The sequence below is a fragment of the Streptomyces sp. NPDC002817 genome (assembly GCF_053592055.1).
This window is the reverse complement of sequence record NZ_JBSFUY010000017.1, coordinates 44,366-68,572: the sequence shown is the minus strand read 5'-3', so window position 1 is coordinate 68,572 and position 24,207 is coordinate 44,366. Positions and strand designations below refer to the sequence as shown.

The window sequence follows — 24,207 nt, the reverse complement described above, 5'->3', positions numbered from 1 at the left end:
CACGTGCGCCCACTGGTTGATCACCGGCAACCATCTCCGCCTGCGTCCGCCCCACAGCCCGTACCCGTACGGCCGGATGACCATGCTACGGGTCCAGGTTGCCGGGATGTGAAATCTCGCCAGGTGCACAGCGAACCCACAAGCCGGGCCCCACAGACCCTGGACGCGCGCCCGAGTGCGGAGTTATCTGGCATACGGGGGGAGAGCGAGCGCACGTCACGGGGGCTATGGAATCGGGCACAGCAGCAACTCTCGGCGGATTGGGGCGCTTTCGATGACACCTACGCTCGTGCGGCAGCACCTGACTCATACGGGAGAGGAGCCCCGTGTGGACCGGTGTGCACGCGCGCGTGACTGGTCCGAGATCCAGGAGCGGATGCTGGTTCCGCTCTACGAGGCCGTCTACGAGCGACTCGAAGTGGGCGCCGGCACCCGGGTGCTGGGCCTCGGCTGCGGCAGCGGACTCGCCCTGCTGATGGCGGCGTCGAGAGGGGCCGCGGTCACCGGTGTCGACTCCTCGTCCTCCGAACGACTGGCGCTGGCCCGGCAGCGGCTGCTGCCCGAGGCATGGGGCACGCGTGCGCGTGCGGAGACCCGGATCGTCGACGGTCACCCTCGGGACGCGGCCGACGCGGAGACGCCCGCGTACACCCTGGTGACCGCTTTCGAGCCCATCGGGTGTCTCGCGGGCGACTCGGAAGGGCTCTCCGGGCTGCTCGCCGCGGCGACGCCGCTCGTCGAACGGGGGGCGCCCGTGGTGCTCGCCGGCTGGGGTCCGCCGGAACGCTGCACCACGTCGTCCGTGCTGCGGGTGGCCACCAAACTGGCGGATCCGCTGCGCAGCACGGGCAGTTGGCGCCCCGCACTCCGTGACGACCTGGAGGAGGTGGCCCAGCGGGCGGGCCTCAAACCGGACGGCTCCGGCCGGGTCGCCTGCCCCTTCGGCTACGCCGACGTGGACAGCGCGCTGCGGGGCCTGCTCTCCACCGGCCTCTTCGACGCGGCGATCTCCGCGACGGACCAGGCCCAGGTCGACAAGGAGGTCAAGGAGGCCCTCCACCCGTACCAACGCCGGGACGGCACGGTGTGGATGCCGAACGTGTTCCGGTACCTGATCGCGCGCGTGCCCTGAACACCCGCGCGGGATCGGCCTGAACGGGACACAGCAGCGGGCCTAGCCATCGTCCTTGGTCAGCCGTGTGATCCCCGCGATCCGGTACGCGTCCGCCTCCTCCAGGGTCTCGTTCGCCAGCAGGGCCTGGGCGAGGGCGTCCAACTGGTCGCGGTGGTCGCGGAGTTTGCGGCAGGCCTCCTCGTAGCAGTCGTCCACGATCCGGCGCATCTCGTGCTCGATCACGTCCAGGGTCTGCGGGGCCGCCGAGAGACCGTAAGCCTGCTGGGCGTCACCGGGCAGCGCGGACAGCCGGCCCACGCGCTCGCTCATCCCCCACCGTGCGACCATGCCGCGCGCGATGTTGGTGACCTGTTCGAGGTCGTTCTCCGCACCGGTGGTGATGGCGTCGTAGACGACGTGCTCCGCGGCCATGCCCCCGAGTGCGCCGATGATGCGGCCCCGCAGGTACTCCTCGGTGTACGCGTACCGGTCCGCGTCCGGCGTCGACAGCGTCACGCCGAGGGCCCGTCCGCGCGGCACGATGGTGATCTTGCGAACGGGGTCGGCGCCCGGTCGCAGCATGCCGAGGAGGGCGTGTCCGCTCTCGTGGTAGGCGGTGCGGCGGCGCTCCTCCTCGGGCATCACCAGCGGGCGTTCGGCGCCCAGTTGGACCTTCTCCAGCGCCTCGGAGAGGTCGGTCTGCGTGACCCTCTCCTGCTTGCGCTTCACCGCCAGCAACGCCGCCTCGTTCGCCAGGTTGGCCAGTTCGGCACCGGTCATCCCCGGGGTCGTACGGGCGACCTGGGCCAGGTCGACGCCGTCGGCGAGCGGGATCTCGCGGGTGTGGATCTCCAGGATCGCCTCACGGCCGCCCCGGTCCGGGGGCGAGACCATGACCACCCGGTCGAAGCGGCCGGGGCGGGTCAGCGCCGGGTCCAGGACGTCGGCCCGGTTGGTCGCCGCGATGACGATGACGCCCTCCGAGCCGGAGAAGCCGTCCATCTCGGTGAGGATCTGGTTGAGGGTCTGCTCGCGCTCGTCGTGGCCGCCCATGCCCGAGCCGCCACCGCGGGCCCGGCCGATGGTGTCGATCTCGTCGATGAAGACGATCGACGGGGCCACCTTGCGCGCCTCGGCGAACAGTTCACGCACGCGTGAAGCGCCGACGCCCACGATCATCTCGATGAACTCGGACGCGGAAGCCGAGAAGAAGGGCACCCCCGCCTCACCGGCGACGGCCCGCGCGAGCAGTGTCTTCCCGGTACCGGGCGGACCCGCGAGCAGCACACCGCGCGGCATCTTGGCGCCCATCTTCCGATAGGCGTCCGGGTTCTTCAGGAAGTCGACGACGTCGTTGAGCTCGCCCTCGACCTCGTCGATGCCCGCCACGTCCTGGAACGTCGTGCGCTTCTCCCCCGACTCCAGCTCGACCGGCTTGGGCGGGGCCTTGCGCCCGAGCATCCCGCCGGCGCCGCCCATCCCCGCGCTCATCCGCCGCGCGATGAAGATCCACAGCACGACCAGGAGCAGCATCGGGGCCAGCGAGATCAGCAGGTTGGACAGGAAGCTGCGCTGCTGGACGACCGGCTCCGCGGTGACGGTGACGTCGTGCTTGGTCAGGTCCTCCCAGAGCTGGTCGTCCGCGAAGGTCGGCCGCTCGGTCTTGAACTTGGTGTAGGTGCCGTCGCCCTCGGGGTCGTCCTGCTTCTTCTTGAGCTGACCCTGGATCGCGTCGCCCTTGGCGTAGATCTTGCTGACGTTGCCGTCGTCGACCTGCTTGCTGAACTCGGTGTACGAGATCGTCGGCTCGTCGCCGTCGTTGAAGTACGACAGCACGAGGTTGGCGATCAGGAACACGATCAGCGCGGTGAGGAGCAGGCTCCACCAGCCCCCGCGCGGCTTCCGCCCGCCGGGCGGCGGCTTCGGCGGCTCCTGCGGGGTGCCCTCGGTACGCCAGGGCTGGTCGGGGGACTTCCGCGACGGCGCAGGCTTGGTCATATCCGGACGTTACGACAGGAAAGCGACACGGGCATGTGCGCCTACGTCGCTGGGGGCGCCCTCCGTGACGGAGGGCGCCCCCAGCGACGTACAGAACGAATCGTCAGCCCATGAACTTCTTGAACTCGTCCGGCAGCTCGAAGTCCTGCGGGGCCTGCTGTCCCGGCACACCGAAGGCGTTGCCACCCTGGGCGCCCGCGGCCTTGCGCGCGGCCTCCTCGGCCTCCTGTTGCTTGCGCTTCATCGGGTTGCCGGAGCGCTGCTTGCCCTTGGCCTGCTTCGGCTGCTTCTTGGCGCGGCCGGGGCCGCCACCCATGCCCGGCATCCCGGGCATCCCCGGCATGCCGCCGCCCTGGGCCATGCGGGACATCATCTTGCGCGCCTCGAAGAACCGCTCGACCAGGTTCTTGACCGCGCTGACCTCGACTCCGGAGCCCTTGGCGATACGGGCGCGGCGCGAGCCGTTGATGATCGTCGCGTCCTGGCGCTCGGCCGGGGTCATCGACTTGATGATGGCGGCCGTGCGGTCGACGTCCCGCTCGTCCAGGTTGTTGATCTGGTCCTTGATCTGGCCCATGCCCGGGAGCATGCCGAGCAGCTTGGAGATGCTGCCCATCTTCCTGACCTGTTCCATCTGGGCCAGGAAGTCGTCCAGGGTGAAGTCCTGGCCCTTCTTGGACGCCAGCTTGGAGGCCATCTTCTCGGCCTCTTCCTGACTGAACGTCTTCTCCGCCTGCTCGATCAGGGTGAGCAGGTCACCCATGTCGAGGATGCGGGAGGCCATCCGGTCAGGGTGGAAGGCGTCGAAGTCGTCGAGCTTCTCGCCGTTCGACGCGAACATGATCGGCTTGCCGGTGACCTGCCGGATCGACAGGGCCGCACCACCGCGGGCGTCACCGTCGAGCTTGGAGAGCACCACGCCGTCGAAGCCGACGCCGTCGCGGAAGGACTCGGCGGTGTTGACGGCGTCCTGGCCGATCATCGCGTCGACGACGAAGAGGATCTCGTCGGGCGAAACGGCGTCCCTGATGTCCGCCGCCTGCTGCATCATCTCCTGGTCGATGCCGAGGCGGCCGGCGGTGTCCACGATCACGATGTCGTGGACCTTGGACTTGGCGTGCTCGATGGAGTCCTTGGCGACCTTGACCGGGTCACCGACTCCGTTGCCGGGCTCCGGCGCGAAGACGGCCACGCCGGCGCGCTCGGCGACGACGCTGAGCTGGTTCACGGCGTTGGGACGCTGAAGGTCGGCGGCGACGAGGAGCGGCGAGTGGCCCTGCTCCTTCAGCCAGTGGCCGAGCTTTCCGGCGAGGGTGGTCTTACCGGCACCCTGCAGACCCGCGAGCATGATCACGGTGGGCGGCTGCTTGGCGAAGCGCAGTCGCCGGGTCTCACCGCCGAGGATCGTGACGAGTTCGTCGTTGACGATCTTCAGAACCTGCTGGGCCGGGTTCAGCGCCTTGGAGACATCGGAGCCGAGCGCGCGCTCCTTGACGTTCTTGATGAACGTCCGGACGACGGGCAGAGCCACGTCCGCTTCGAGGAGGGCGATGCGAATCTCGCGGGCCGTGGCGTCGATGTCCGCCTCGGACAACCTGCCCTTGCCGCGGAGATTCTTGAAAGTCGCGCTGAGGCGGTCGGAGAGGGTATCGAACACGGCGGCGTCGGTCCTCGGAGTCGGGGGCGTTTGGACTGCCCTCCAGGGTATCCGGCCCGGCAAGCAAATCGTCCCCGCCCGCTGGGTTGAGCGGACGGGGACGGAAAGCGCCGCGTCGGCGGGGAGCGGATCGCGCGCATGCCGGCCTCGCGGAGGCGCGCCGGATCACCCCCGCGTCAGCGGGGAACGCACCCGGCTGTCGCGCACCATGGCCGCCAGGTCACGCCCGCAGCGTCTCCTCCAGCTTCCGCGCCACGCTCGACGCCTCCTCCCCCGGCAGCGGCGCCCCCTCGGCCCCCGTGACATAGAACGCGTCGACGGCGTTGGCGCCCAACGTGGACACATGCGCGCTGCGCATCCGCACCCCCGCGTCCTCCAGCGCCCGTCCGATCCGGAACAGCAGCCCCGGTGCGTCCTGCGCGCGCACCTCGATCACCGTGGCCAGCCGGGACGCGGCCGGATGGACGGTCACCCGCGCCGCGGGCGCGACCACACCGCGCCTGCGCGGATAGGCGGCGTCCCGCTCGGCCAGTCGCCCGGCGATGTCCAGCGAACCGTCCAGCGCCCGCACAAGATCCGCGCGCAGTCGCGCCGCCTGCGGCAGGGAGCCGTACTCCGCCGCCACCCGCCAGTTCAGCAGCAGCACCGAGCCCTCGACGCCGTCCGGCAGGTCCAGGGCGCGCAGCTCGGCCGTGCGGACGGTCAGGCGGTGCATGGCGAGCACGCCGGCCACCGCGGGCAGCACGCCGGCCCGGTCGGGTACGGCGATCAGCAGCTCCACACCGAGCGGCTCGGGATCGCCGGCCGGCTGTCCCTCCGCGAGGGCCGGCGGCTCGGTCTGCGCGCGCAGCGACAGCACCGGGCTGCCCGTCGCGATCGCCTCGATGGCGAGCCGCTCCTGTTCGGCGGTGGGCGCGGCGGCCTCGGGTTCGTCCAGGTCGTCGCCGGCGAGCATGGCCGAGACCCGCTTGACCAGGTCGGCGACGAGCGAGCCCCGCCAGGACGACCAGGCGGCCGGCCCGGTGGCCAGCGCGTCGGCCTCCGTCAGGGCGTGCAGCAGTTCGAGGGTGCCCTGCGAACGGACCGCCTCGGCGACCGAACGGACCGTCGCCGGGTCCTCCAGGTCACGCCGGGTGGCCGTGTCCACGAGCAGCAGGTGATGGCGTACGAGGGACGCGAGCACCGCCACGTCCTCCCGGTCGAAGCCGATCCGGCTCGCCACGTCGCGCGCGATGATCTCGCCGGCCACGGAGTGGTCGCCGGGCCACCCCTTGCCGATGTCGTGCAGCAGCGCGGCGACGAGCAGCAGGTCGGGACGGTGGACGCGCCGGGTGAACTCCGAGGCCCGCACCGCGGTCTCGATGAGATGCCGGTCGACCGTCCAGATGTGCACCGCGTTGCGCTGCGGCCGACAGCGCACCCGCTCCCAGTCGGGGAGCAGACGTGTGATCAGCCCCTCCGCCTCCAGCGCCTCCCAGACGTCGATCGTCGGGGAGCCGGAGCCGAGCAGGGTCACGAGCTGTTCGCGCGCCTCGGCGGGCCAGGGCGTGGGCAGGGGACGCACATTGGCCGCCATGCGCCGCACGGCGTGCAACGACAACGGCAGGCCCGCCTGCGCGGCGGCCGCGGCGGCGCGCAGCGGGAGCACGGGGTCGCGCTCGGGACGCGCGGCGCGGGCGAGCACCACCTCGCCGTCCTGCTCGACCACGCCCTCCGCCAGCGGCGACCTGTCCGCCACCGGCTTGCCACCGCCCAGCATGGCGCGCAGCCGCGGCCGCACGGCCCGCGAGCGCAGCACGCGCCCCACTTCGCGCCAGGTGACATCACTGGCGTACGAGATGACCCGCGCCGCCTCGTACACCTGCCGCAGCAGCGTGTCCGCGTCGAGCAGTCCGAGCTCGGCGGCGACCTGGTCCTGCTCCTGGAGCGCGAGCCGGTCGGTCGCGCGCCCGGTGGTGAGGTGCAGGGCGTCGCGTACGTCGAGCAGCCGGCGCCGGGCGTCGTCGAGGCCCTCGCGCGGGGCGTCGGCCAGCCAGGAGGCGGCGACGGCGCGCAGGGCGGTGGCGTCCCGCAGTCCGCCGCGGGCTTCCTTCAGGTCCGGCTCCAGCAGGTACTGGAGCTCGCCCTGGCGCTCGGCACGCTCGGCGCACAGCTCCTGGAGCTCGGGGAGGCGCTTGGGCGCCTGGTTGCGCCAGTCGGCCAGGACGGCGGTGCGCAGTCCGGCGGTCAGGCCCAGATCACCGGCGAGGTGACGGGCGTCCAGGAGGCCGAGTTGGACTTTCAGATCCTCCGCGGCCGTCTTGCGGGCCTCGGCAGGCGTCCGCACGGAGTGGTCGAGGGCGAGGCCCAGGTCCCAGACCGGGTACCAGAGGCGGTCGGCCAGGGTCGCGACCGCGCCGGAGTCGCTGCCGTCGTGCAGCAGGAGCAGGTCCAGGTCGCTGCGCGGGGACAGCTCGCCACGGCCGTAGCCGCCGACCGCGACCAGGGAGACCCCGCGCAGTGCCTCGGCTCCCGTGTCGAAGAGCCCCGACAGCCAGTCGTCCGTCAGTTCGGCGAGGGCCGAACGGCGCGGCGGCCCGGACTGCGCCCCCTCGGTGAGGAGGCGCAGCCGGGCCGCCGCGTAGCCGCTGGGTCCCGAGTCTTCTGCTTCTTTACGCACGTCCGTACTCGACACCCAGCAGCTCCTAAATCTTCTTCTGTCAGAGCGCGTCGGGTCCGCGCTCGCCGGTCCGGACCCGTACGGCCGTCTCGACCGGCAGGGACCAGACCTTGCCGTCACCGATCTTGCCGGTGCGGGCGGCCTTGACGATGACGTCGATCAGCTGTTCGGCGTCGTCGTCCTCGGCGAGGACCTCGATGCGGATCTTGGGGACCAGGTCGACGGTGTACTCGGCACCGCGGTAGACCTCGGTGTGGCCCCGCTGACGACCGTAACCGCTCGCCTCGGTGACCGTCAGGCCGTGCACTCCGAAGGCCTGGAGGGCTTCCTTGATCTCGTCGAGCCGGTGGGGCTTGACGACGGCGGTGATGAGCTTCATGCGTCCACCTTCTTGCTCGCTCCCGCGGCGGCCGGGGCCGCGGCGGCCTTGGCGGCACCGCCACCGGCGCCGCTGAAGTCGTATGCGGTCTCGGCGTGCTCTGCCTGGTCGATACCGGCGACCTCTTCGTCCTCGGTGACCCGCATACCGATGGTCTTGTCGAGGATGAAGGCGAGGACCGCGGAGGCGATCAGGGAGTAGGCGAGGACACCGCCGACACCGGCGAGCTGCTTCCACAGCTGGGTCCACGAGTGGTCGCCGTAGAAGACGCCGGTCGCATCCGACTGGCCCTTGCCGCTGGCGAAGAAGCCGATCAGGACCGAGCCCGCGATACCGCCGACGAGGTGGACACCGACGACGTCGAGCGAGTCGTCGTAGCCGAACTTGTACTTCAGGCCGACGGCCATGGCGCACAGGACACCGGCGATGGCACCGACCGCGATCGCACCGATCGGGGTGACCGCACCACCGGACGGGGTGATGGCGACCAGACCGGCGACCGCGCCGGAGGCGGCGCCCAGCGTGGTGAACGCGCCGTGGCGGATCTTCTCGTAGATGAGCCAGGCCAGCATGGCGGCCGCGGTGGCGACCTGCGTGTTGACGAACATCAGCGTGCCGACGCCGTCGTCGTTGCCGAGCCACGAACCGGCGTTGAAGCCGAACCAGCCGAACCACAGCAGACCGGCGCCGAGCATGACCAGCGGGAGGCTGTGCGGGCGCATCGGGTCCTTCTTGAACCCGACGCGCTTGCCGATGACCAGGATCACGCCGAGCGCCGCGGCACCGGCGTTGATGTGGACCGCCGTACCACCGGCGAAGTCGATCACGCCCAGGTCGAAGGCCCAGCCGCCGGTACCCCAGACCCAGTGGGCGACGGGGAAGTACACGATCGTGGCCCACAGCGCGATGAACAGCGCCCAGGCGGAGAACTTCACACGGTCGGCCAGCGCACCGCTTATCAGAGCGGGCGTGATGATCGCGAACATCAGCTGGAAGACCATGAAGGCCAGGACCGGGATGTTGTACGGGAGCCAGAGGTCTCCCTTGTCGATCCCGCTGAGCCCGACGAAGTCCGACGTCCAGCCGACGAGGCTGCCCTTGTCGGCGCCGAAGGCGACGGAGAAGCCGTACAACACCCACAGGATGGTGATGATCCCCATGCTGATGAAGCTCATCATCAGCATGTTCAGGGTGCTCTTGACGCGGACCATGCCTCCGTAGAAGAAGGCCAGACCCGGGGTCATGAGCAGCACCAGGGCGGAACAGATGAGCATGAAGCCCGTGTTGGCGGGCGACAGCTCTACGTCTGCCGCCATCGTGATGGCTGGTGCCATCGGCGTCTCCTCGTCGTTGGTACGGCCCCGTGCGGGCGAAGCCTGAGCGGATTGAGGGGTGGGCCGGTTATGCGCCAAGAGATTGGCGCAGCGCGGTTTCGTTGGAAGCCCCTCGTTGTTTCGCCGCCGTGACGAAGGCGCCTTACGTGTTACGCCTCGATGAACTGCCGGATGTTCGCCGGAAGGATCGTTATCGTGGCGCAACCTTCGGTGAAGGCAAGAAACCGGCCGCGGTCGGCCTTCCGATGACCTGGCATGGGGGAGCCGAGTCGGGCAGTTCGGGAGGGCCGGCCGCGGCCGGGGCTCAAGGAATTCAGACTGCTTCGGCCGTCTCCGGAAGCTCGATGCCGAGCTTCTCGGTGAGATCCACAACCTCGGCGAGATCACCGAAATCGCGTACGGCCGTGTCCACCGTCTTTCGGATACGAGTGTTCACGCGCTCGGAGCGGACCTTCTTGGCGATATGCATCGACTCCTCGGCCAGCACCGCGCTGCGCTCGGGCTCGCGCTGGAGCAGGTGCACGGTGGCCATGCCGATCAGGTTGAGTGCGTACGACCGCTGGTGCTCGGCGTCCTTGGCGAAGAGGTCCACGGCCCGCTGCATCAGGGGCTCGGCCAGGGAGGCGTACGTGGGGCTGCGGCCGGCGACATAGGCCAGGTCACGGTAGGAGTGGGAGTTCTCGCCGTGCAGCTCGGCCTCGGAGAAGAAGCGGATCCAGTCGGGGTCCGGCTCGTCCCATTCGTCGGAGTCGGCGAAGGTGTCCTCGGCCATCCGGACGGCGCGCTTGCACTTGCCGGGCTGCCCCATGTTGGCGTAGGCGCGGGCCTCCATCGCATACAGCATCGACTGGGTGCGCGGGCTCGCGCAGTCCCGGCTGCCGTACTGCGCGAGGTGGATCAGCTCCAGGGCGTCGTCGGGCCGGCCGAGGTGGATCATCTGGCGGCTCATGCTGGACAGGACGTACGAGCCCAGCGGCTTGTCGCCGGCCTCCTTGGCGGCGTGCAGGGCCAGGACGAAGTACTTCTGCGCGGTGGGCTGGAGCCCGACGTCGTACGACATCCAGCCCGCGAGTTCCGCCAGCTCGGCGGCGACCTTGAACAGCTTGCGGGTGGTGGTGTCGGGCTGGGGTTCCTGGAGGAGGTCCGTGACCTCGTGGAGCTGGCCGACGACCGCCTTGCGGCGCAGACCGCCGCCGCACTGGGCGTCCCACTGCCGGAACATCACGGTGGTGGACTCCAGGAGGTCCAGCTCGGGCTTGGACAGCCGGCCGACCCGTCGGGCCGCGGCCGCCGACTCGGGCTCGTGGTGCGAGGCGGACGGGGAGGGCACGAGCCAGCGCTGCATGGGCTCGATGAGGGACGGGCCCGCGGACAGGGCCAGCGAGGTCCCGAGGAAGCCGCGCCGCGCCAGCATCAGGTCGCTGCGCGAGAACTCGCTGAGCAGGGCCACGGTCTGCGGGCCCGTCCAGGGCAGGTCGACCCCGGACACGGACGGTGACTGGCGGGCGGCGCGCAGGCCGAGATCCTCGACCGAGACGACACAGCCGAACCGCTCGGAGAACAGCTCCGACAGGATCCTGGGGATCGGTTCACGGGGATTCTCGCCGTCCAGCCAGCGGCGGACGCGCGAGGTGTCGGTGGAGATGTGGTTGGCGCCCAACTGGCGGGCCCGGCGGTTGACTTGGCGGGCGAGTTCGCCCTTCGACCAGCCGCTGCGCACGAACCACGAGGTGAGCAGCTCATTGGGGCGCTTGTCGCCGTTCGCCGCGCTGCCGGCGCCCGTTCCACTTTCGCCGTTGCCGCTCACTGGAACGCCCCCATCCCTGAGACCACTTGTCGCTGAGTGCGCCAAGCCCTATCAGAATGCCGGTAAATACGGCCGCCCGTCCGGTACTTCTCACCCTTCGAACGGGATGCCGACTTGCCTCCGGCATACCCACAAGTGCATGTGTCCCCAGGACTCGTGCACTCAAAGTAATCCTACGATCACCCCTCCAGCCATGGCGATCCCGGAAACGCCACCATTCGCCACCCCTTCGAATGAACTCACGGTCGCCTGCACGCGATTCACTTGACAGAGGACAGCCGGGAGTGGGCGGAACGGTGCACTCAGGGGCGCACAAGGCCGGGCGCACCACCCGGGGCACATCCGGGCGCCGAGTGGACGTTCGAGGGCACCGCTCAGATCACTTTCCGTGCCTGTCTCGTAACCACCGGTGCGTCGGACCCGTTGGAGGGGGCATGGGCTTCACGATCGGCAGCAGTCGGGGGATCCGCGACATCCGGTCCTCCTCTCGTCGCCGCGGCCGCTCGTCGGAGTGCACCGCCGTGGCCGAGTTCACCGGGCTCTGGGGCTGGGACGTCGTCCCGGGCGCCCGGGCCGCCGCGGGTGCCTGCTCCTGCGGCCGGGCGGACTGCCGGGCACCGGGCGCGCACCCGCTGGACTTCGCACCGGAGGTGCCCGCCGGGGCGACACTGGACGAAGTGACCGGTGCCTGGGCCGAGTTCCCGGGCGCCTCGGTGATGCTGCCGGTCGGCCGGGCCTTCGACGTGATCGAGGTGGCCGAACCCGCAGGCCGCCGCGCCCTGGTCCGCCTGGAACGCATGGGCCTCCCTCTCGGCCCGGTGACGGCGACCCCCGAGGGCCGCGCCCAGTTCTTCGTCGCCCCCGGCGCCGCCGCCGAACTCCCCGAGCTCCTCTACCGCATGGGCTGGGACGACCCGACCTCCCTGGACCTGCGCGGCCTGGGCCCCGGCACCCACATCACGGCCCCGCCCTCGGACCGCGCCGGCCTGGGCCCGGTCGACTGGCTGCGCTCCCCCGGGCTGGACTCGGCGACGAAACCGCCGGCGGCGAGGCTGCTGCTGGGGACCCTGGCCTATGTGGCGCACCGGTCGCGGGCATAGCGGTACGAGCAGGCGTACACGGCGAAGTGCCCGTCCCCAACTGCACCTTGGGGGCGGGCACTTCTTCATGTGGAGGCATTCTCCCCACCGACGGCGGGTGAGTTCTACTCACCGATAAGTGCATCCACGAACGCTTCCGGCTCGAAGGGCGCCAGGTCGTCCGCACCCTCACCAAGACCCACCAGCTTCACCGGCACGCCCAGCTCCCGCTGGACCGCGATCACGATGCCGCCCTTGGCCGTGCCGTCCAGCTTGGTCAGCACGATGCCGGTGATGTCGACGACCTCGGCGAAGACACGGGCCTGCACGAGGCCGTTCTGCCCGGTCGTGGCGTCCAGCACCAGCAGCACCTCGTCGAGCGGCGCCTGCTTCTCCACGACCCGCTTGACCTTGCCGAGCTCGTCCATGAGCCCGGTCTTGGTGTGGAGGCGCCCGGCGGTGTCGATCAGCACGACGTCCGCGCCGATCTGCTTGCCCTCCTTCACCGCGTCGAAGGCGATGGAGGCGGGGTCGCCGCCCTCGGGGCCCCGGACGGTGTGGGCGCCGACCCGGTCGCCCCAGGTCTGGAGCTGGTCGGCGGCGGCGGCACGGAAGGTGTCGGCGGCGCCGAGGACCACACTGCGGCCGTCGGCGACCAGGACCCGGGCGAGCTTGCCGGTGGTGGTGGTCTTGCCGGTGCCGTTGACACCGACGACCATCACGATGCCGGGCTTGCTGGTCTCGGGCTCGGTCCTGACCGTGCGGTCGAAGTCGGTGCCGAGCAGCTTGAGGAGTTCCTCGCGCAGCAGGCCGCGCAGCTCCTCGGGGGTTCGGGTGCCGAGCACCTTCACGCGCTCGCGCAGGCCCTCGACCAGTTCCTGGGTGGGGGCGACGCCGACGTCGGCGGTGAGGAGGATGTCCTCGATCTCCTCCCAGGTGTCCTCGTCGAGGTGCTCGCGCGACAGGAGCGTGAGCAGCCCCTTGCCGAGCGCGTTCTGGGAGCGGGAGAGGCGCGCGCGCAGGCGGACGAGCCGTCCGGCCGTGGGCTCGGGGACCTCGATCTCGGGGACTTCAAGAGCCGGCGGCTCCTCGACGGCGACCGGGGCAGAGCCGTCCGGGAGATCCACCTCCTCTATCGTCCGGCGTGGTTCGTCGCGGGGCGTCTCGGCCTCGTCGCCGACGTGCGGCTCGGCCGGAGGGGCGGTGATGTCGGGCGCTGCGGGAGGCGGCGGGGGCAGCGGCTTCTTACGTCGGCTGCCGACGACGAGCCCGCCGAGCACACCGAGCACGACCACGGCGATGACTACAGCAAGGATGACGGTTTCCATATCCCGTCCAGTATCGGTCATGGGCCCCTGCCGGACCCAGCCTGTACTTTCCACCAAAGGACAAAGGGTCTCGTAGAGGATTAATCAGACCAAAGTACGATGGCGTCCCATGAGCACCACCGCCCCCCACGATGGCGCCCTCGAGACGGCCCTGGAGAACCACGGCCTCGAGACCCGGGGCATCGAACCGGTCCCGGACGCCGAGCGCACCGCCCGCCCCCGGGAACTGTTCCCCACCTGGGTCGCCGCCAACATCAGCGTCCTGCTCCTGACCATGGGTGCGACCCTGTCCGTCGGCTACGGACTCAACTTCTGGCAGGCCCTGGTGGTCGGCGTCGCGGCGCCGATCGTCTCGTACGGCCTGGTCGGTCTCGTCGGAATCGCCGGCAAGCGCGGCGGCGCCCCCGGCATGGCCCTGTCCCGGGCGGCGTTCGGGCAGCGCGGGAACCTGCTGCCGGGATCGCTGATCTGGATCGCCCGCTGGGGCTGGGAGACGATCAACGCGGTGACCGGCGCCTACGCACTGCTGACCGTCCTCGACATCCTGTTCGACATCAAGAGCAACACCCCGCTCGTCGTCGTCACTCTCCTGCTCTTCGTGATCACGACGTTCGCGATCTCCGGCATGGGCATCAACGCCGTGCGGAAGTGCAACAAGTGGGCGACCTGTCTCTTCGGGGGCTTCTCCGTCCTCGTCCTCGGCCGTCTGGTCGTGGAGACGGACTGGAGCAGGATCTTCGGGCAGAGCGCGGGACCGACGTCGGCGATGATCACGGGGGTGGGTCTGATCGCGGCGGGCGGGATCAGCTGGGTGCCCTCCGCTCCCGACTTCACGCGCTATCTGCCGGCCTCGACGTCCTCGGCGGCGATCGTGCGCAACACGGTGGGCGGCGCCGGGATCGTCGTGCTGCCGATGGTCCTGATGGGCGTGGTGATGGCCTCGGCCACCCCTGACCTGGCCTCCGCCCCGGACCCCGTGTCCTTCCTCGGCGAGGTCCTCCCGCTGTGGCTCGCGGTGCCCTATCTGCTGATGGCCCTGATCGGCACCCTGCTGATCAACTCGATGTCCATGTACTCGGCGGGCTTCACCGCGCAGACGCTCGGTTTCAAGGTCCCGCGCCACTGGGCGGTCTCGGTCAACGCGGCGATCTCCCTGGTCCTCGGCAGCGTCCTGATGCTCGCCGCGACCGGCTTCATGGGCCCCTTCGTCACCTTCCTCTCGCTGCTCGCGGTGGCCTTCTCGGCCTGGCTCGGCGTCTTCGGCGTCGACATGCTGCGCCGCACGGAGTACGACGCCGAGGCCCTCCTCGACACGGGCCGCACCAGTGCGTACTGGTACCGGGGCGGCTTCGCCCCGGCGGCGGTCGCGGCCTGGGCGACCGGTCTCGGCACCGGGCTCCTGTTCACCACGTCCGACTGGTTCACCGGTCCGCTGGCCTCGAACAACCCGATCGGCGAGTACGGCCTCGGGTGGGTCGCGACGATCGTGGTCTCGGGCGTGCTGTACGCGGTGCTCCCGAAGCCGGCGGTCGGCGAGAAGGCCTCCTCGGCCGAGGAGCCCGCGACCATGGCCATCTGACGCATCGTCAGCTAGCGTCCCCCTCCACCGCCCAGCGCATCGAGGGGGAACCCATGCCCGTCACGGTCGTACGCTTCAACCTCGTCGAACCCGGCGCCACCCCCGCCTCCCTCCGCGCCCGCTACCAGGCCGCCCTGGAGATGGCCGCGTACGCCGACGAGCACGGGATCACCACCGTGCAGACCGAGGAGCACCACGGCGTCGCCAACAACTGGCTGCCCTCACCGTTCGCTCTTGCGGGCGCCGTCTTCGGCGCGACCCGGCGGATCGCGGTCACGGTCTCGGCGATCATCGGTCCGCTGCACGACCCGTTGCGGCTGGCCGAGGAGATCGCCGTACTGGATCTGCTGAGCGGCGGCCGCCTGGTGACGGTCGCCGGGATCGGCTACCGGCCCGAGGAGTACGCCCAGTTCGACGTGGACTGGAAGCGGCGCGGCAAGCTCCAGGACGAACTGCTGGAGACGCTGCTCAAGGCCTGGACCGGCGAGGAGTTCGAGTACCGAGGCCGTACGGTACGTGTCACCCCGCGCCCCTGCACCGACCCGCACCCCCTGCTCCTGGTCGGCGGCTCCTCCCGAGCCGCCGCACGCCGGGCCGCCCGCCTGGGCCTGCCGTTCTTCCCGAGCGCTCATCTGCCGGAGCTGGAGGCGTACTACAAGGAGCGGCTCGTCGAGTACGGCACCGAGGGCTGGACGATGATGCCCGCCGCCGAGACGCCCCTGCTGCACATCGCCGAGGACCCGGACCGGGCGTGGGACACCTACGGCTCCTGCTTCCTGCACGAGGCCCGGACGTACGCCTCCTGGCAGTCCGGGGACATCCGGTCCGCCGTGAAGTCGGGGGCCACGAGCGTGGACGAGCTGCGTGCCGAGGGCGTGTACCGGATCCTGACCCCGGCCGAGTGCGTGGCGCAGGGCCTCGACAACCTCGTACTGCATCCGCTGGCGGGCGGCATGCCGTTGGAGGAGGGGTGGCGGAGTCTGCGGCTGTTCGCGGAGGAGGTGCTGCCGGCGCTGGGGAATTGACCTGCGCGGGCCTCCGCTGCGGTGATCAACTGGTCCCATGAGTCTGTGCGTGGATGTGTTCGTGCGAGACGCGAACGGCCGGTTCCGGGTCCTCGACGTCCCGGAGGGCTGCGACGACTCGGCCGGCTTCGAGAGGTGGCGCCAGACGGTCTGGGGCTCCGACACGGCGCGCTCGCTGGGCGCCCGGTTCCTGCCCGTGCTGGCCGAACGCGACCTGTACGTCGAGGCGGACGAAGTGGTGGACTTCCTGGGCGAGGTCACGCTGCTGCGGGCGAACCTCGAACGCATCGCCACCACCACATGGCGCCCCCGGGAGCTCATCGAGCACCGGAGCCAGATCGAGCGCCGGCTGGACAACATCGAGGCGACCGCCCGGCGCGCCCAGGAGCTGGGGGCCGGCGTCCTCATCTGGTGACAAGGGGCCGCCCCGGCTCGGGCAGTGGCCGAACCGGGGCGACGGTGAGGGGTCACGGGGAGAGGGGCAGCGGGGTTGGGCCCTTCCCCCCGAGTTCGTGCGGGCCGCTCAGCCCATCTCCTCCAGCGCCTTGCCCTTCGTCTCCTTCACGAACTTGAGGACGAAGGGGATGGAGAGCGCGGCGAAGACCGTGTAGATCACGTAGGTCAGGGAGAGGTTCCAGTCCGCCAGCGACGGGAAGCTCGCGGTGATGGCCCAGTTGGCGATCCACTGCGCGGAGGCGGCCACACCCAGGGCGGCGGCGCGGATCCTGTTCGGGAACATCTCGCCGAGGAAGACCCAGACCACCACACCCCAGGACAGGGCGAAGAAGAGGACGAAGATGTGGGCGGCGATCAGGGCGGTCCAGCCCTGCGCGGCCGGCAGCTTGCCGTCGACCAGGTCGAAGGAGAAGGCCCAGGCCTCCAGGCCGAGACCGATCACCATGCCGACCGAGCCGATGAGGGCCAGCGGCTTACGGCCGACGCGGTCCACGAAGATCATGGCGATCACGGTGCCGACGATGTTGATGATCGACGTGGTGAACGAGTAGAAGAACGACTCCGTCGGGTCGACACCGACCGACTGCCACAGGGTCGAGGAGTAGTAGAACGCGACGTTGATGCCGACGAACTGCTGGAAGACCGAGAGGCCGATACCGACCCAGACGATCGGCTTGAAGAAGAAGCTGCCGCCGAGCAGGTCCTTGAACGTGGACTTGTGCTCGCTGTTCATGGCCTGCTCGATCTCGGTGACGCGGGCGTCCAGATCGATGTTGTCGCCCTCGACCTCCTTGAGGATCCCGCGGGCGCGCTCGTGCTTGCCGACGGAGATCAGGAAGCGCGGGGACTCGGGGATCGCGAAGGAGAGCAGCCCGTAGAGGACGGCCGGGATCACCATGACGCCGAGCATGACCTGCCAGGCCTCGATGCCCATCAGCTTGCCGCGCTGGTCACCGCCGGCCGCGTTCAGCAGGCCCCAGTTGACCAGCTGCGAGATGGCGATGCCGATGACGATCGCGGCCTGCTGGAAGGAACCGAGGCGACCGCGGTAGGCCGGTGGGGCGACCTCCGCGATGTAGGCGGGGCCGATCACGGAGGCCATACCGATGGCGAAGCCACCGACGACGCGCCAGAAGGCGAGGTCCCACAGGGCGAAGGGCAGTGCCGAACCCACCGCGCTGACCGTGAAGAGGACGGCCGAGATCTGCATGCACCGGATGCGGCCGATCCGGTCGGCGATCCGGCCGGCGGTCGCGGCGCCGATGGCGCATCCGATCAGGGCGATGGCGATGACCTGGGCCAGCGCTGCGGAGCCGATGTCGTAGCGATCCCGGATGGCCTCGACCGCGCCGTTGATCACGGAGCTGTCGTAGCCGAAGAGGAAGCCTCCCATCGCGGCCGCCGCCGCGATGAAGATGACGTGCCCGAGGTGCTCGGGCTGAGCCGACCTGGCTCCTGACTTGGGTGCCGCTGTGCTGGTCAAGTGAAACTCCTCGGGCCACCGGCAGCGCTGCCGGGTGGGGGGTGAGCCCTTCCAGTGGCGCATAGCTTCACGCCGCCCACCACCTGAAGGTAAAAGCAACGTTGCAGAGACTATGCCTTCAAGTTTCAAAGTTAACAGGGGGACTGTTGTGAATTTTCCGTACCCACGAGGTGGCAATTCGTTCAAGACTTGAAGTCAATCAGAAGACGCAGGTCACGATAGGTGTAGAGGCCACGCGACTAGCGAAGTCGCTGCGAGATGACCTTCGACACACCGTCGCCCTGCATGGAGACGCCGTACAGCGCGTCGGCGACCTCCATCGTGCGCTTCTGGTGGGTGATGACGATCAGCTGCGAGGCTTCCTGCAGCTCCTGCATGATGCGGATCAGCCGCTGCAGGTTGGTGTCGTCGAGGGCGGCCTCGACCTCGTCCATGACATAGAACGGGCTGGGCCGGGCCTTGAAGATCGACACCAGCATCGCCACGGCCGTCAGCGACCGCTCACCGCCCGAGAGCAGGCTGAGCCGCTTCACCTTCTTGCCCGGCGGACGCGCCTCGACGTCGACCCCTGTGGTGAGCATGTTGTCGGGATCGGTGAGGATCAGCCGCCCGTCACCGCCCGGGAACAGCCGGCTGAAGACACCCTCGAACTCGCGGGCGGTGTCCCGGAAGGCCTCGGTGAAGACCTGCTCGACGCGCTCGTCGACCTCCTTCACCACCTGAAGCAGGTCGGCCCGGGTCTTCTTCAGGTCCTCCAGCTGCTCGCTGAGGAACTTGTGCCGCTCCTCCAGCGCCGAGAACTCCTCGAGCGCGAGCGGGTTCACCTTCCCGAGCTGCTGATAGGCCCGTTCGGCCGCCTTGAGCCGCTTCTCCTGCTCGGCCCGGTGGAACGACTTCGGCTGGTTGCGCGGATGCTCCGGGTCCTCCGGCAGCTCCTCGCCCTCGGCGGGCGGAGAAGGCGGTACGAGCTGGTGGGGCCCGTACTCGGAGACGAGCCCGGCGGGCTCGACGCCCAGCTCCTCCAGCGCCTTGGTCTCCAACTGCTCGATCCGCATGCGCTTCTCGGCGCCGAGGACCTCACCCCGGTGGACCGAGTCGGTCAGCTTGTCGAGCTCGCCCTTGAGGTCCCGGCCGGCGTTGCGGGCGGCGGCCAGCTCCTGCTCGCGGCGCGCCTTGGCGGCCTCGGCGGCGGCTCGCTCCTCCTCGGCTCGCCCGACCGACACCTCGACGTGCATGAGGAGTTGCCGCGCACCGGAGGCGACGGCCTCGGCGACCGTGGCCTCGTGCCGCAGCCGTGCCCGCCGCTGCTCGGCACGCGCGCGTGCGTCGCGCTCGGCTCGGGCGGCGCGGTCGAGGGAGTCGGCGCGGCCGGCGAGGCCCTTGACGCGCTCCTCGTGCGTACGCACCTGGAGCCGAGCCTCCATCTCCGTCTGCCGGGCGTTGGCACCGTCGGCGGCGAGCCGGTCCCGTACGGAGGTGTCCGGCTCTTCCTCGACGGGCATCTCCTCGGCGACGGCGAGGCGTTCGGCGAGTTCCTCTACGTCTTGGAGGGCCTTGTCGAGCGATTCCTGTGCCCTCGTGGCGGCGGCGACGGACCGCTCGGCCTCGCCTGCGGCGCCGCGTGCCTGTCCGGCCAGCCGGCCGAGCTGCTGGGCCACGGTCGACTTCTCCCGGTCGGCGGCGCGGCGCTGCTCGCTGAGCTCCTCGACCAGTGCGGTACGTTCTTTCCGCTGCTCCTGGGCCTCGTGCTGGGCCTCGCTCAACTCCTCGCAGCGGACGGCGAGTTCTTCCAGCTCGGCTGCTGCCTCGTCGACGGATGCCTGTACTTCGAGGAGGCTGGGGGCGCCCGCGGAGCCGCCGTGGGCGAAGTGCGCGCCGAGGAGGTCGCCTTCGGCGGTGACGGCGGTGAGGTCGGGGTGGGCGTAGACGAGGTCCTCGGCGTCTTCGAGGGTGCCGACGACGACGATGCCGTGGAGCAGGCGGCGTACGGCCGGCATGAGATCCGAAGGGCCGCGGACGAAATCTGCCGCGCGAGGTCGTGTGGCGTCTGCGGGTTCGTCGTGGCTGGTCGCGCAGTTCTCCGCGCCCCTGAGGGGCGCCTCGGGCACGCCGGTCAGCAGGAGCGATGCCCTCCCGCCGTCCTGCTTCCGCAGCAACCGGATCGCGTCCGCCGCCGCCGACGGTGAGGTCACCGCCAGTGCGTCCGCCGCCGCTCCGAAAGCCGCCGCCAGGGCCACCTCGTAGCCCGGTGTCACCGTCAGCAGTTCTGCCGCCGGGCCCAACAGACCGGTGAGGCGGTCCTTCGCGCCCAGCAGTATTCCGGTCCCGTCCTTCCTGCGCAGCCCCAACGCGAGCGCCTCGTGCCGGGCCTGTGTCGCCGCCCGCTTCCGCTCCGCCGCCGTGGCCGCCTCCCGGGCTGCCGTCAGCGCGGTCTCCGCCTCGGCCAGCGCCGCCTTCGCCGCGTCGTGCTGTTCCGCCAGTTCGGCGTCGCCCGCGTCGAGCCCGTCGACCTCCGCCTTGAGCGCCTCGTACTCCTCCTGCGCGGCGAAGGCCCGCTCCTGGGCCTCGTCCCGCGTGGCAGCCAGCCGGTCGATCTCGGCCTGGGCCGAGGCGGCGCGCGAACGGGCCGCGTTGACCTGCCCGTTCAGCCGGGCCAGACCCTCGCGGCGGTCGGCGATGGCGCGGGCGACGTCCTTCAGGCGCCGTTCTTCCTGGGTGAGTTCGCGTTCCAGCTCGGCGCGGTGCGTGACCGTGTCCTCCAGGGCATGCTCGGCCGCCTCCAGGGCCGCTTCGAGCTCGGCCTCCTGCTCACGGATCCGGGCGGCCTCGCGCTCCATGTCCTCGGGGTCACGGCCACGCCGTTCCTCCGGTGGCGCCGAGGTCGCGCTCTTCACGCGCGCGTCGGCGAGCGAGACCGTGCCGCGCACCCGCTCGGCGAGCTGGGAGAGCTCGTACCAGGTCTGCTGGGCCCGCTGGAGCCGCGGCGTCAACTGCCGCACCTCGTCCTCCAGGAGAGCCTCCCGTTGCAGGGCCTTCCTCAGCTCCTGCTCGGCGGCTTCCTTGCGCTCCTTCAGCGCGGCCTCGTCGGCGATCTCGGACTTGAGCGCCTGGCGCAGTCGTACGAGATCGTCGGCCAGGAGCCTCAGTCGGGCGTCGCGCAGATCCGCCTGGATCACCGCGGCCCGCCGTGCGACCGCCGCCTGGCGGCCCAGCGGCTTCAGCTGTCTGCGCAGCTCGTCCGTGAGGTCCTGCACGCGCGCGAGGTTGGCCTGCATCGCGTCCAGCTTCCGCAGCGCCTTCTCCTTGCGCTTGCGGTGCTTCAACACACCCGCGGCCTCTTCGATGAAGGCCCTGCGGCCCATCGGATCCGCGTGCAGGACCGAGTCGAGCTGGCCCTGGCCGACGATGACATGCATCTCGCGGCCGATGCCGGAGTCGGAGAGCAGTTCCTGGATGTCCAGCAGCCGGCAGGTGTCGCCGTTGATCTGGTACTCGCTGCCGCCGTTGCGGAACATGATCCGCGTGATGGTGACCTCGGCGTACTCGATGGGCAGCGCCCCGTCGGAGTTGTCGATGGTCAGCGACACCTCGGCACGGCCCAGCGGGGGCCGCCCGGTGGTGCCGGCGAAGATGACGTCCTCCATCTTGCCGCCGCGCAGCGACTTGGCGCCCTGCTCGCCCATGACCCAGCTGAGGGCGTCGACGACGTTGGACTTGCCCGAGCCGTTCGGTCCGACGACACACGTGATACCCGGCTCGAACCGGAGCGTGGTCGCCGAGGCGAACGACTTGAACCCGCGCAGGGTCAGGGCCTTGAGGTGCACGCCGCTGGACTCTACCTTCCGGGGTTGTCTCACTCCATGAACGCGCTGTGTCCCGCGGTTTCACCAATGAACGTGCAGGGCACATCAGACGTTAAAGAGAGCGGGAAGGTGTACGCGGGGGAAAGAAAGAAGGGACGCCGAAGCGTCCCTTGCAAACTCAAACTCTGACAACTTAGCGGCTGATACGAGCAGCCCAACCACTGCGTGTGTCGTGATGCGATGCAGTGATCAGGTGAGCGCGGGCTCCGCCTGGTGTGCGTCGATGCTCTCGAGAAGCGAGTCGTGAGAAGCGGCAGCCGCGAGCGCGTCGTTCTCGGCCTGAATCCGTACGAGCTCGGATTCGAGGTCCTGTACGCGCTGCTGGAGCCGTCGCATCTCGGCAATGAGTCGCGGGTCGGAGCCGCCGACGTAACCGAGAAGCGCCTTTGCCATGATGGATGGTCCTCCACACTGAGTGACCGACCGAAGCGGTGTGGGTCGTGAGGGATTCGCACCCGCGATGCTTGGCACTGTTGAGTTCGTGCTGCCGTTCATCCATGCCAAACAGCTAAGGTGCGCGGGGTGCATTCAGCGTCTCACCAAAAAGTTTGACGGTCAACACGATCACGCCCTGTATTGGCGGCAACCCGGGGGCACGCGGCCGGGAATCGGCGGCGCAGCGACTCCTGCGGGGCACTCAGGGCGTAGCGATCATCCTTAAGTGCGGAGCCTCCCAGGAAATGCCGTTCTTGGCAACCACCAGGGCCTTTCTGCTTCGGGCACGTGCCAGTGGCATGCCCCTCCGGTCCCACCTGGCCCGCTTTACAGAACCGGCTCAGCGGATGGCGAAGCCGTCGTAACCCCCGCGGGGTGTGTCCCAGATCTCGGTGACACCGTCCACGCGCCCGGGCGTGTCCTCGCCCTGGAGCCAGTCGAGGAGTCCTTCGCACCGCCCCCTCGGGCCCTCCGCGACCACCTGGACCCGTCCGTCCCCCAAATTGAGAGCAAAACCACTCAACCCCCCGAGCTCGAGGGCCTTGGCCCGCGTGAACCAGCGGAAACCCACACCTTGGACCCGTCCTCGCACCCAGGCGACCAGTCGCACATCCTCGCTCATAGATGCAACCTAACCAACCAATGTCTCTCTGGGCTCTCCCTCCCCTGGCGCCATGCGGTACCGTCCCCTGCCAATGAATCTCATACGAAACTCACTCGATCGTGTGAGTTTTGTGAGTTCGGTCCGACCGCTGGGGACGAGTCGGCCACAAAGGACGAGGAAGGCCAGGACACATGGGACGCCACCGACGCTCCGCCGCCGGCCGCGCCGCCACGGGCCGCGCCACGGGGGTCACAGAAACAGACGGCTCGTACACGAGCGGCTACGACCCGCAGCACTCGTACAACTACGACCCTCAGCACTCGTACGGCTTGGACCAGCAGTTCTCGTACGACTTCGACGCCGACGCCCGGGGTCACCACACGGGCGAGTACCCCACGGTGGGCATCGCGCCCTATCTGAACCCCGAGGCGCACTCCCGCAGCAACGACTACCTCTACGCGACGGACGACGAGTACGCCCAGGCCACGGGCACCACGAGCACCGCGGTGTTCGCCAGCGAGGGTTTCTCGCCGGGTGACGGCCCGCGGCGCGGCGGGGGTTCGCGCCGTCGCCGTAAGAAGAGGGTCGTGACGCCGGTCAAGACCGGTCTGCTCGGGGTCTCCGCGGCGGTCGCGATCGGCACGGTCGCGGTGGCCACGGGTGTGGTGCCCGGCCTCGACAACTACAAGCTCGGCGGTGGCAACGCCGACAACGTGCAGGCCGCGGACACCCCGACCAACTCCGCGACCGAGCAGGGCGGCACCTCCGGCAGTGCCGACGACGGCCGGGACGACGAGGCGGCCAGCCGCGACGGCGAGCGCTCGGCCTCTCCCACACCGTCCGTCTCACCTTCGACGGCCGCGCCGACCAAGGCGCCGTCGACGAAGCCGACGGCCACGCCCAGTGAGAAGAAGCCGGAGGCGACGCCCTCCCGCACGGCCACGAAGGCGCCGGCGAACACCAAGGCCCCGGTGACGGTCTCGGCGGAGGTCCAGGCCGAGGCCGAGGTGCTGAAGCTCGTGAACGAGGAGCGGGCGAAGGTGGGCTGCAGCCCGGTGGCCGCGAACAGCGCGCTGGGCAAGCTCGCCGAGGACTTCAGCGACGCGATGGCCGCCGAGGGCTTCTTCGACCACACCGACCCCAGCGGCAACACCCCCTGGGACCGGGCCGAGGCAGCCGGCATCACCAGCCTCGGCGGCGAGAACATAGCCCGGGGCCAGACCGACGCGGCCGCGGTGATGGAGGCCTGGATGAACAGCCCGGGCCACAAGGCGAACATCCTGAACTGCGACTTCAAGACGCTGGGGGTCGGTGTGAACCTCGGGTCGGGTGGCCCGTGGTGGACGCAGGACTTCGGGTACTGATCGAAGAGGACCGAAGAAAGGGAGCGCTAACCCATGGTTAGTG

Annotated in this window: 17 protein-coding genes; 6 read left to right on the top strand and 11 right to left on the bottom strand. The window is 70.0% G+C overall.

Annotated elements, in window-relative coordinates; genetic code table 11:
* Window positions 1-274: 274 nt before the first annotated feature.
* Entirely contained in the window at window positions 275-1,132 is an 858-nt protein-coding gene (locus ACWD3I_RS28275) for an SAM-dependent methyltransferase (RefSeq protein WP_365405435.1), read from the top strand.
* 42 nt (window positions 1,133-1,174) lie between these two features.
* Here ACWD3I_RS28275 and ftsH read toward each other — a convergent pair whose 3' ends face one another.
* From ftsH to nsdA, 6 genes are all read right to left on the bottom strand, one after another.
* Entirely contained in the window at window positions 1,175-3,112 is a 1,938-nt protein-coding gene (gene ftsH / locus ACWD3I_RS28270; RefSeq protein WP_365405433.1) for an ATP-dependent zinc metalloprotease FtsH, read from the bottom strand.
* A gap of 103 nt (window positions 3,113-3,215) precedes the next feature.
* Window positions 3,216-4,769, bottom strand: coding sequence for a signal recognition particle protein (ffh, locus tag ACWD3I_RS28265; RefSeq protein WP_365402692.1), 1,554 nt, complete (start codon window positions 4,767-4,769; stop codon window positions 3,216-3,218).
* A 220-nt stretch (window positions 4,770-4,989) separates the two neighbouring features.
* Window positions 4,990-7,443, bottom strand: a complete 2,454-nt coding sequence (locus tag ACWD3I_RS28260) for a [protein-PII] uridylyltransferase (protein WP_365402689.1) — start codon at window positions 7,441-7,443, stop codon at window positions 4,990-4,992.
* A gap of 25 nt (window positions 7,444-7,468) precedes the next feature.
* On the bottom strand, window positions 7,469-7,807 hold the full coding sequence (locus tag ACWD3I_RS28255; RefSeq protein ID WP_003997576.1) for a P-II family nitrogen regulator: 339 nt from the start codon (window positions 7,805-7,807) through the stop codon (window positions 7,469-7,471).
* Window positions 7,804-9,141 carry an ammonium transporter gene (locus ACWD3I_RS28250; RefSeq protein WP_365402685.1) on the bottom strand — a complete coding sequence of 446 codons (1,338 nt, stop codon included), beginning with the start codon at window positions 9,139-9,141 and terminating at the stop codon, window positions 7,804-7,806. The genes ACWD3I_RS28255 and ACWD3I_RS28250 overlap by 4 nt, the downstream gene beginning before the upstream one ends.
* A gap of 313 nt (window positions 9,142-9,454) precedes the next feature.
* Window positions 9,455-10,948, bottom strand: coding sequence for a transcriptional repressor NsdA (gene nsdA / locus ACWD3I_RS28245; protein ID WP_266887533.1), 1,494 nt, complete (start codon window positions 10,946-10,948; stop codon window positions 9,455-9,457).
* Window positions 10,949-11,382: 434 nt separating this feature from the next.
* On the opposite strand from nsdA, the gene ACWD3I_RS28240 reads away from it, so the two are divergent.
* The gene (locus ACWD3I_RS28240; RefSeq protein WP_365402681.1) at window positions 11,383-12,048 is read left to right on the top strand and encodes a bifunctional DNA primase/polymerase; all 666 of its coding nucleotides are present in this window, start codon (window positions 11,383-11,385) and stop codon (window positions 12,046-12,048) included.
* Between the two features lie 104 nt (window positions 12,049-12,152).
* Here ACWD3I_RS28240 and ftsY read toward each other — a convergent pair whose 3' ends face one another.
* The gene (gene ftsY, locus ACWD3I_RS28235; RefSeq protein ID WP_365402678.1) at window positions 12,153-13,355 is read right to left on the bottom strand and encodes a signal recognition particle-docking protein FtsY; all 1,203 of its coding nucleotides are present in this window, start codon (window positions 13,353-13,355) and stop codon (window positions 12,153-12,155) included.
* Window positions 13,356-13,464: 109 nt separating this feature from the next.
* Between ftsY and ACWD3I_RS28230 the strand changes: the two genes are divergently transcribed.
* The 3 genes from ACWD3I_RS28230 to ACWD3I_RS28220 are packed head-to-tail and all read left to right on the top strand — an operon-like array spanning window position 13,465 to window position 16,374.
* A complete protein-coding gene (locus tag ACWD3I_RS28230; protein WP_365402675.1) occupies window positions 13,465-14,934 on the top strand; it encodes a cytosine permease in 1,470 nt (489 codons plus the stop codon).
* Window positions 14,935-14,987: 53 nt separating this feature from the next.
* Window positions 14,988-15,959 carry an LLM class flavin-dependent oxidoreductase gene (locus ACWD3I_RS28225; RefSeq protein WP_365402672.1) on the top strand — a complete coding sequence of 324 codons (972 nt, stop codon included), beginning with the start codon at window positions 14,988-14,990 and terminating at the stop codon, window positions 15,957-15,959.
* 37 nt (window positions 15,960-15,996) lie between these two features.
* Window positions 15,997-16,374 carry a hypothetical protein gene (locus ACWD3I_RS28220; protein WP_365402669.1) on the top strand — a complete coding sequence of 126 codons (378 nt, stop codon included), beginning with the start codon at window positions 15,997-15,999 and terminating at the stop codon, window positions 16,372-16,374.
* Window positions 16,375-16,482: 108 nt separating this feature from the next.
* On the opposite strand, the gene ACWD3I_RS28215 is transcribed toward ACWD3I_RS28220, so the two are convergent.
* The 4 genes from ACWD3I_RS28215 to ACWD3I_RS28200 all read right to left on the bottom strand — a co-directional run bounded on the left by ACWD3I_RS28215 (window position 16,483) and on the right by ACWD3I_RS28200 (window position 22,818).
* On the bottom strand, window positions 16,483-17,898 hold the full coding sequence (locus ACWD3I_RS28215; protein ID WP_365402666.1) for a sugar porter family MFS transporter: 1,416 nt from the start codon (window positions 17,896-17,898) through the stop codon (window positions 16,483-16,485).
* Window positions 17,899-18,137: 239 nt separating this feature from the next.
* Entirely contained in the window at window positions 18,138-21,722 is a 3,585-nt protein-coding gene (smc, locus tag ACWD3I_RS28210; RefSeq protein ID WP_365402663.1) for a chromosome segregation protein SMC, read from the bottom strand.
* A 228-nt stretch (window positions 21,723-21,950) separates the two neighbouring features.
* A complete protein-coding gene (locus tag ACWD3I_RS28205; RefSeq protein ID WP_037649730.1) occupies window positions 21,951-22,154 on the bottom strand; it encodes a hypothetical protein in 204 nt (67 codons plus the stop codon).
* A 382-nt stretch (window positions 22,155-22,536) separates the two neighbouring features.
* The gene (locus tag ACWD3I_RS28200) at window positions 22,537-22,818 is read right to left on the bottom strand and encodes an acylphosphatase (RefSeq protein WP_046258852.1); all 282 of its coding nucleotides are present in this window, start codon (window positions 22,816-22,818) and stop codon (window positions 22,537-22,539) included.
* Between the two features lie 173 nt (window positions 22,819-22,991).
* Here ACWD3I_RS28200 and ACWD3I_RS28195 point away from each other — a divergent pair, with 173 nt between their 5' ends.
* Window positions 22,992-24,164 (top strand): CAP domain-containing protein, encoded by a 1,173-nt coding sequence (locus tag ACWD3I_RS28195; protein ID WP_365402659.1) that lies wholly within the window; start codon window positions 22,992-22,994, stop codon window positions 24,162-24,164.
* Window positions 24,165-24,207 lie beyond the last annotated feature (43 nt).

What these genes read in the sequence shown, in the direction of transcription:
- ftsH (WP_365405433.1), bottom strand. Translation starts at nt 3,112, where the DNA reads ATGACCAAGCCTGCGCCGTCGCGGAAGTCCCCCGACCAGCCCTGGCGT.
- ACWD3I_RS28240 (WP_365402681.1), top strand. Translation starts at nt 11,383, where the DNA reads ATGGGCTTCACGATCGGCAGCAGTCGGGGGATCCGCGACATCCGGTCC.
- ACWD3I_RS28225 (WP_365402672.1), top strand. Translation starts at nt 14,988, where the DNA reads ATGCCCGTCACGGTCGTACGCTTCAACCTCGTCGAACCCGGCGCCACC.
- ACWD3I_RS28195 (WP_365402659.1), top strand. Translation starts at nt 22,992, where the DNA reads ATGGGACGCCACCGACGCTCCGCCGCCGGCCGCGCCGCCACGGGCCGC.
- ACWD3I_RS28230 (WP_365402675.1), top strand. Translation starts at nt 13,465, where the DNA reads ATGAGCACCACCGCCCCCCACGATGGCGCCCTCGAGACGGCCCTGGAG.
- ACWD3I_RS28275 (WP_365405435.1), top strand. Translation starts at nt 275, where the DNA reads ATGACACCTACGCTCGTGCGGCAGCACCTGACTCATACGGGAGAGGAG.
- ACWD3I_RS28255 (WP_003997576.1), bottom strand. Translation starts at nt 7,807, where the DNA reads ATGAAGCTCATCACCGCCGTCGTCAAGCCCCACCGGCTCGACGAGATC.
- ACWD3I_RS28220 (WP_365402669.1), top strand. Translation starts at nt 15,997, where the DNA reads ATGAGTCTGTGCGTGGATGTGTTCGTGCGAGACGCGAACGGCCGGTTC.
- ACWD3I_RS28205 (WP_037649730.1), bottom strand. Translation starts at nt 22,154, where the DNA reads ATGGCAAAGGCGCTTCTCGGTTACGTCGGCGGCTCCGACCCGCGACTC.
- ACWD3I_RS28250 (WP_365402685.1), bottom strand. Translation starts at nt 9,141, where the DNA reads ATGGCACCAGCCATCACGATGGCGGCAGACGTAGAGCTGTCGCCCGCC.
- ACWD3I_RS28200 (WP_046258852.1), bottom strand. Translation starts at nt 22,818, where the DNA reads ATGAGCGAGGATGTGCGACTGGTCGCCTGGGTGCGAGGACGGGTCCAA.
- ftsY (WP_365402678.1), bottom strand. Translation starts at nt 13,355, where the DNA reads ATGGAAACCGTCATCCTTGCTGTAGTCATCGCCGTGGTCGTGCTCGGT.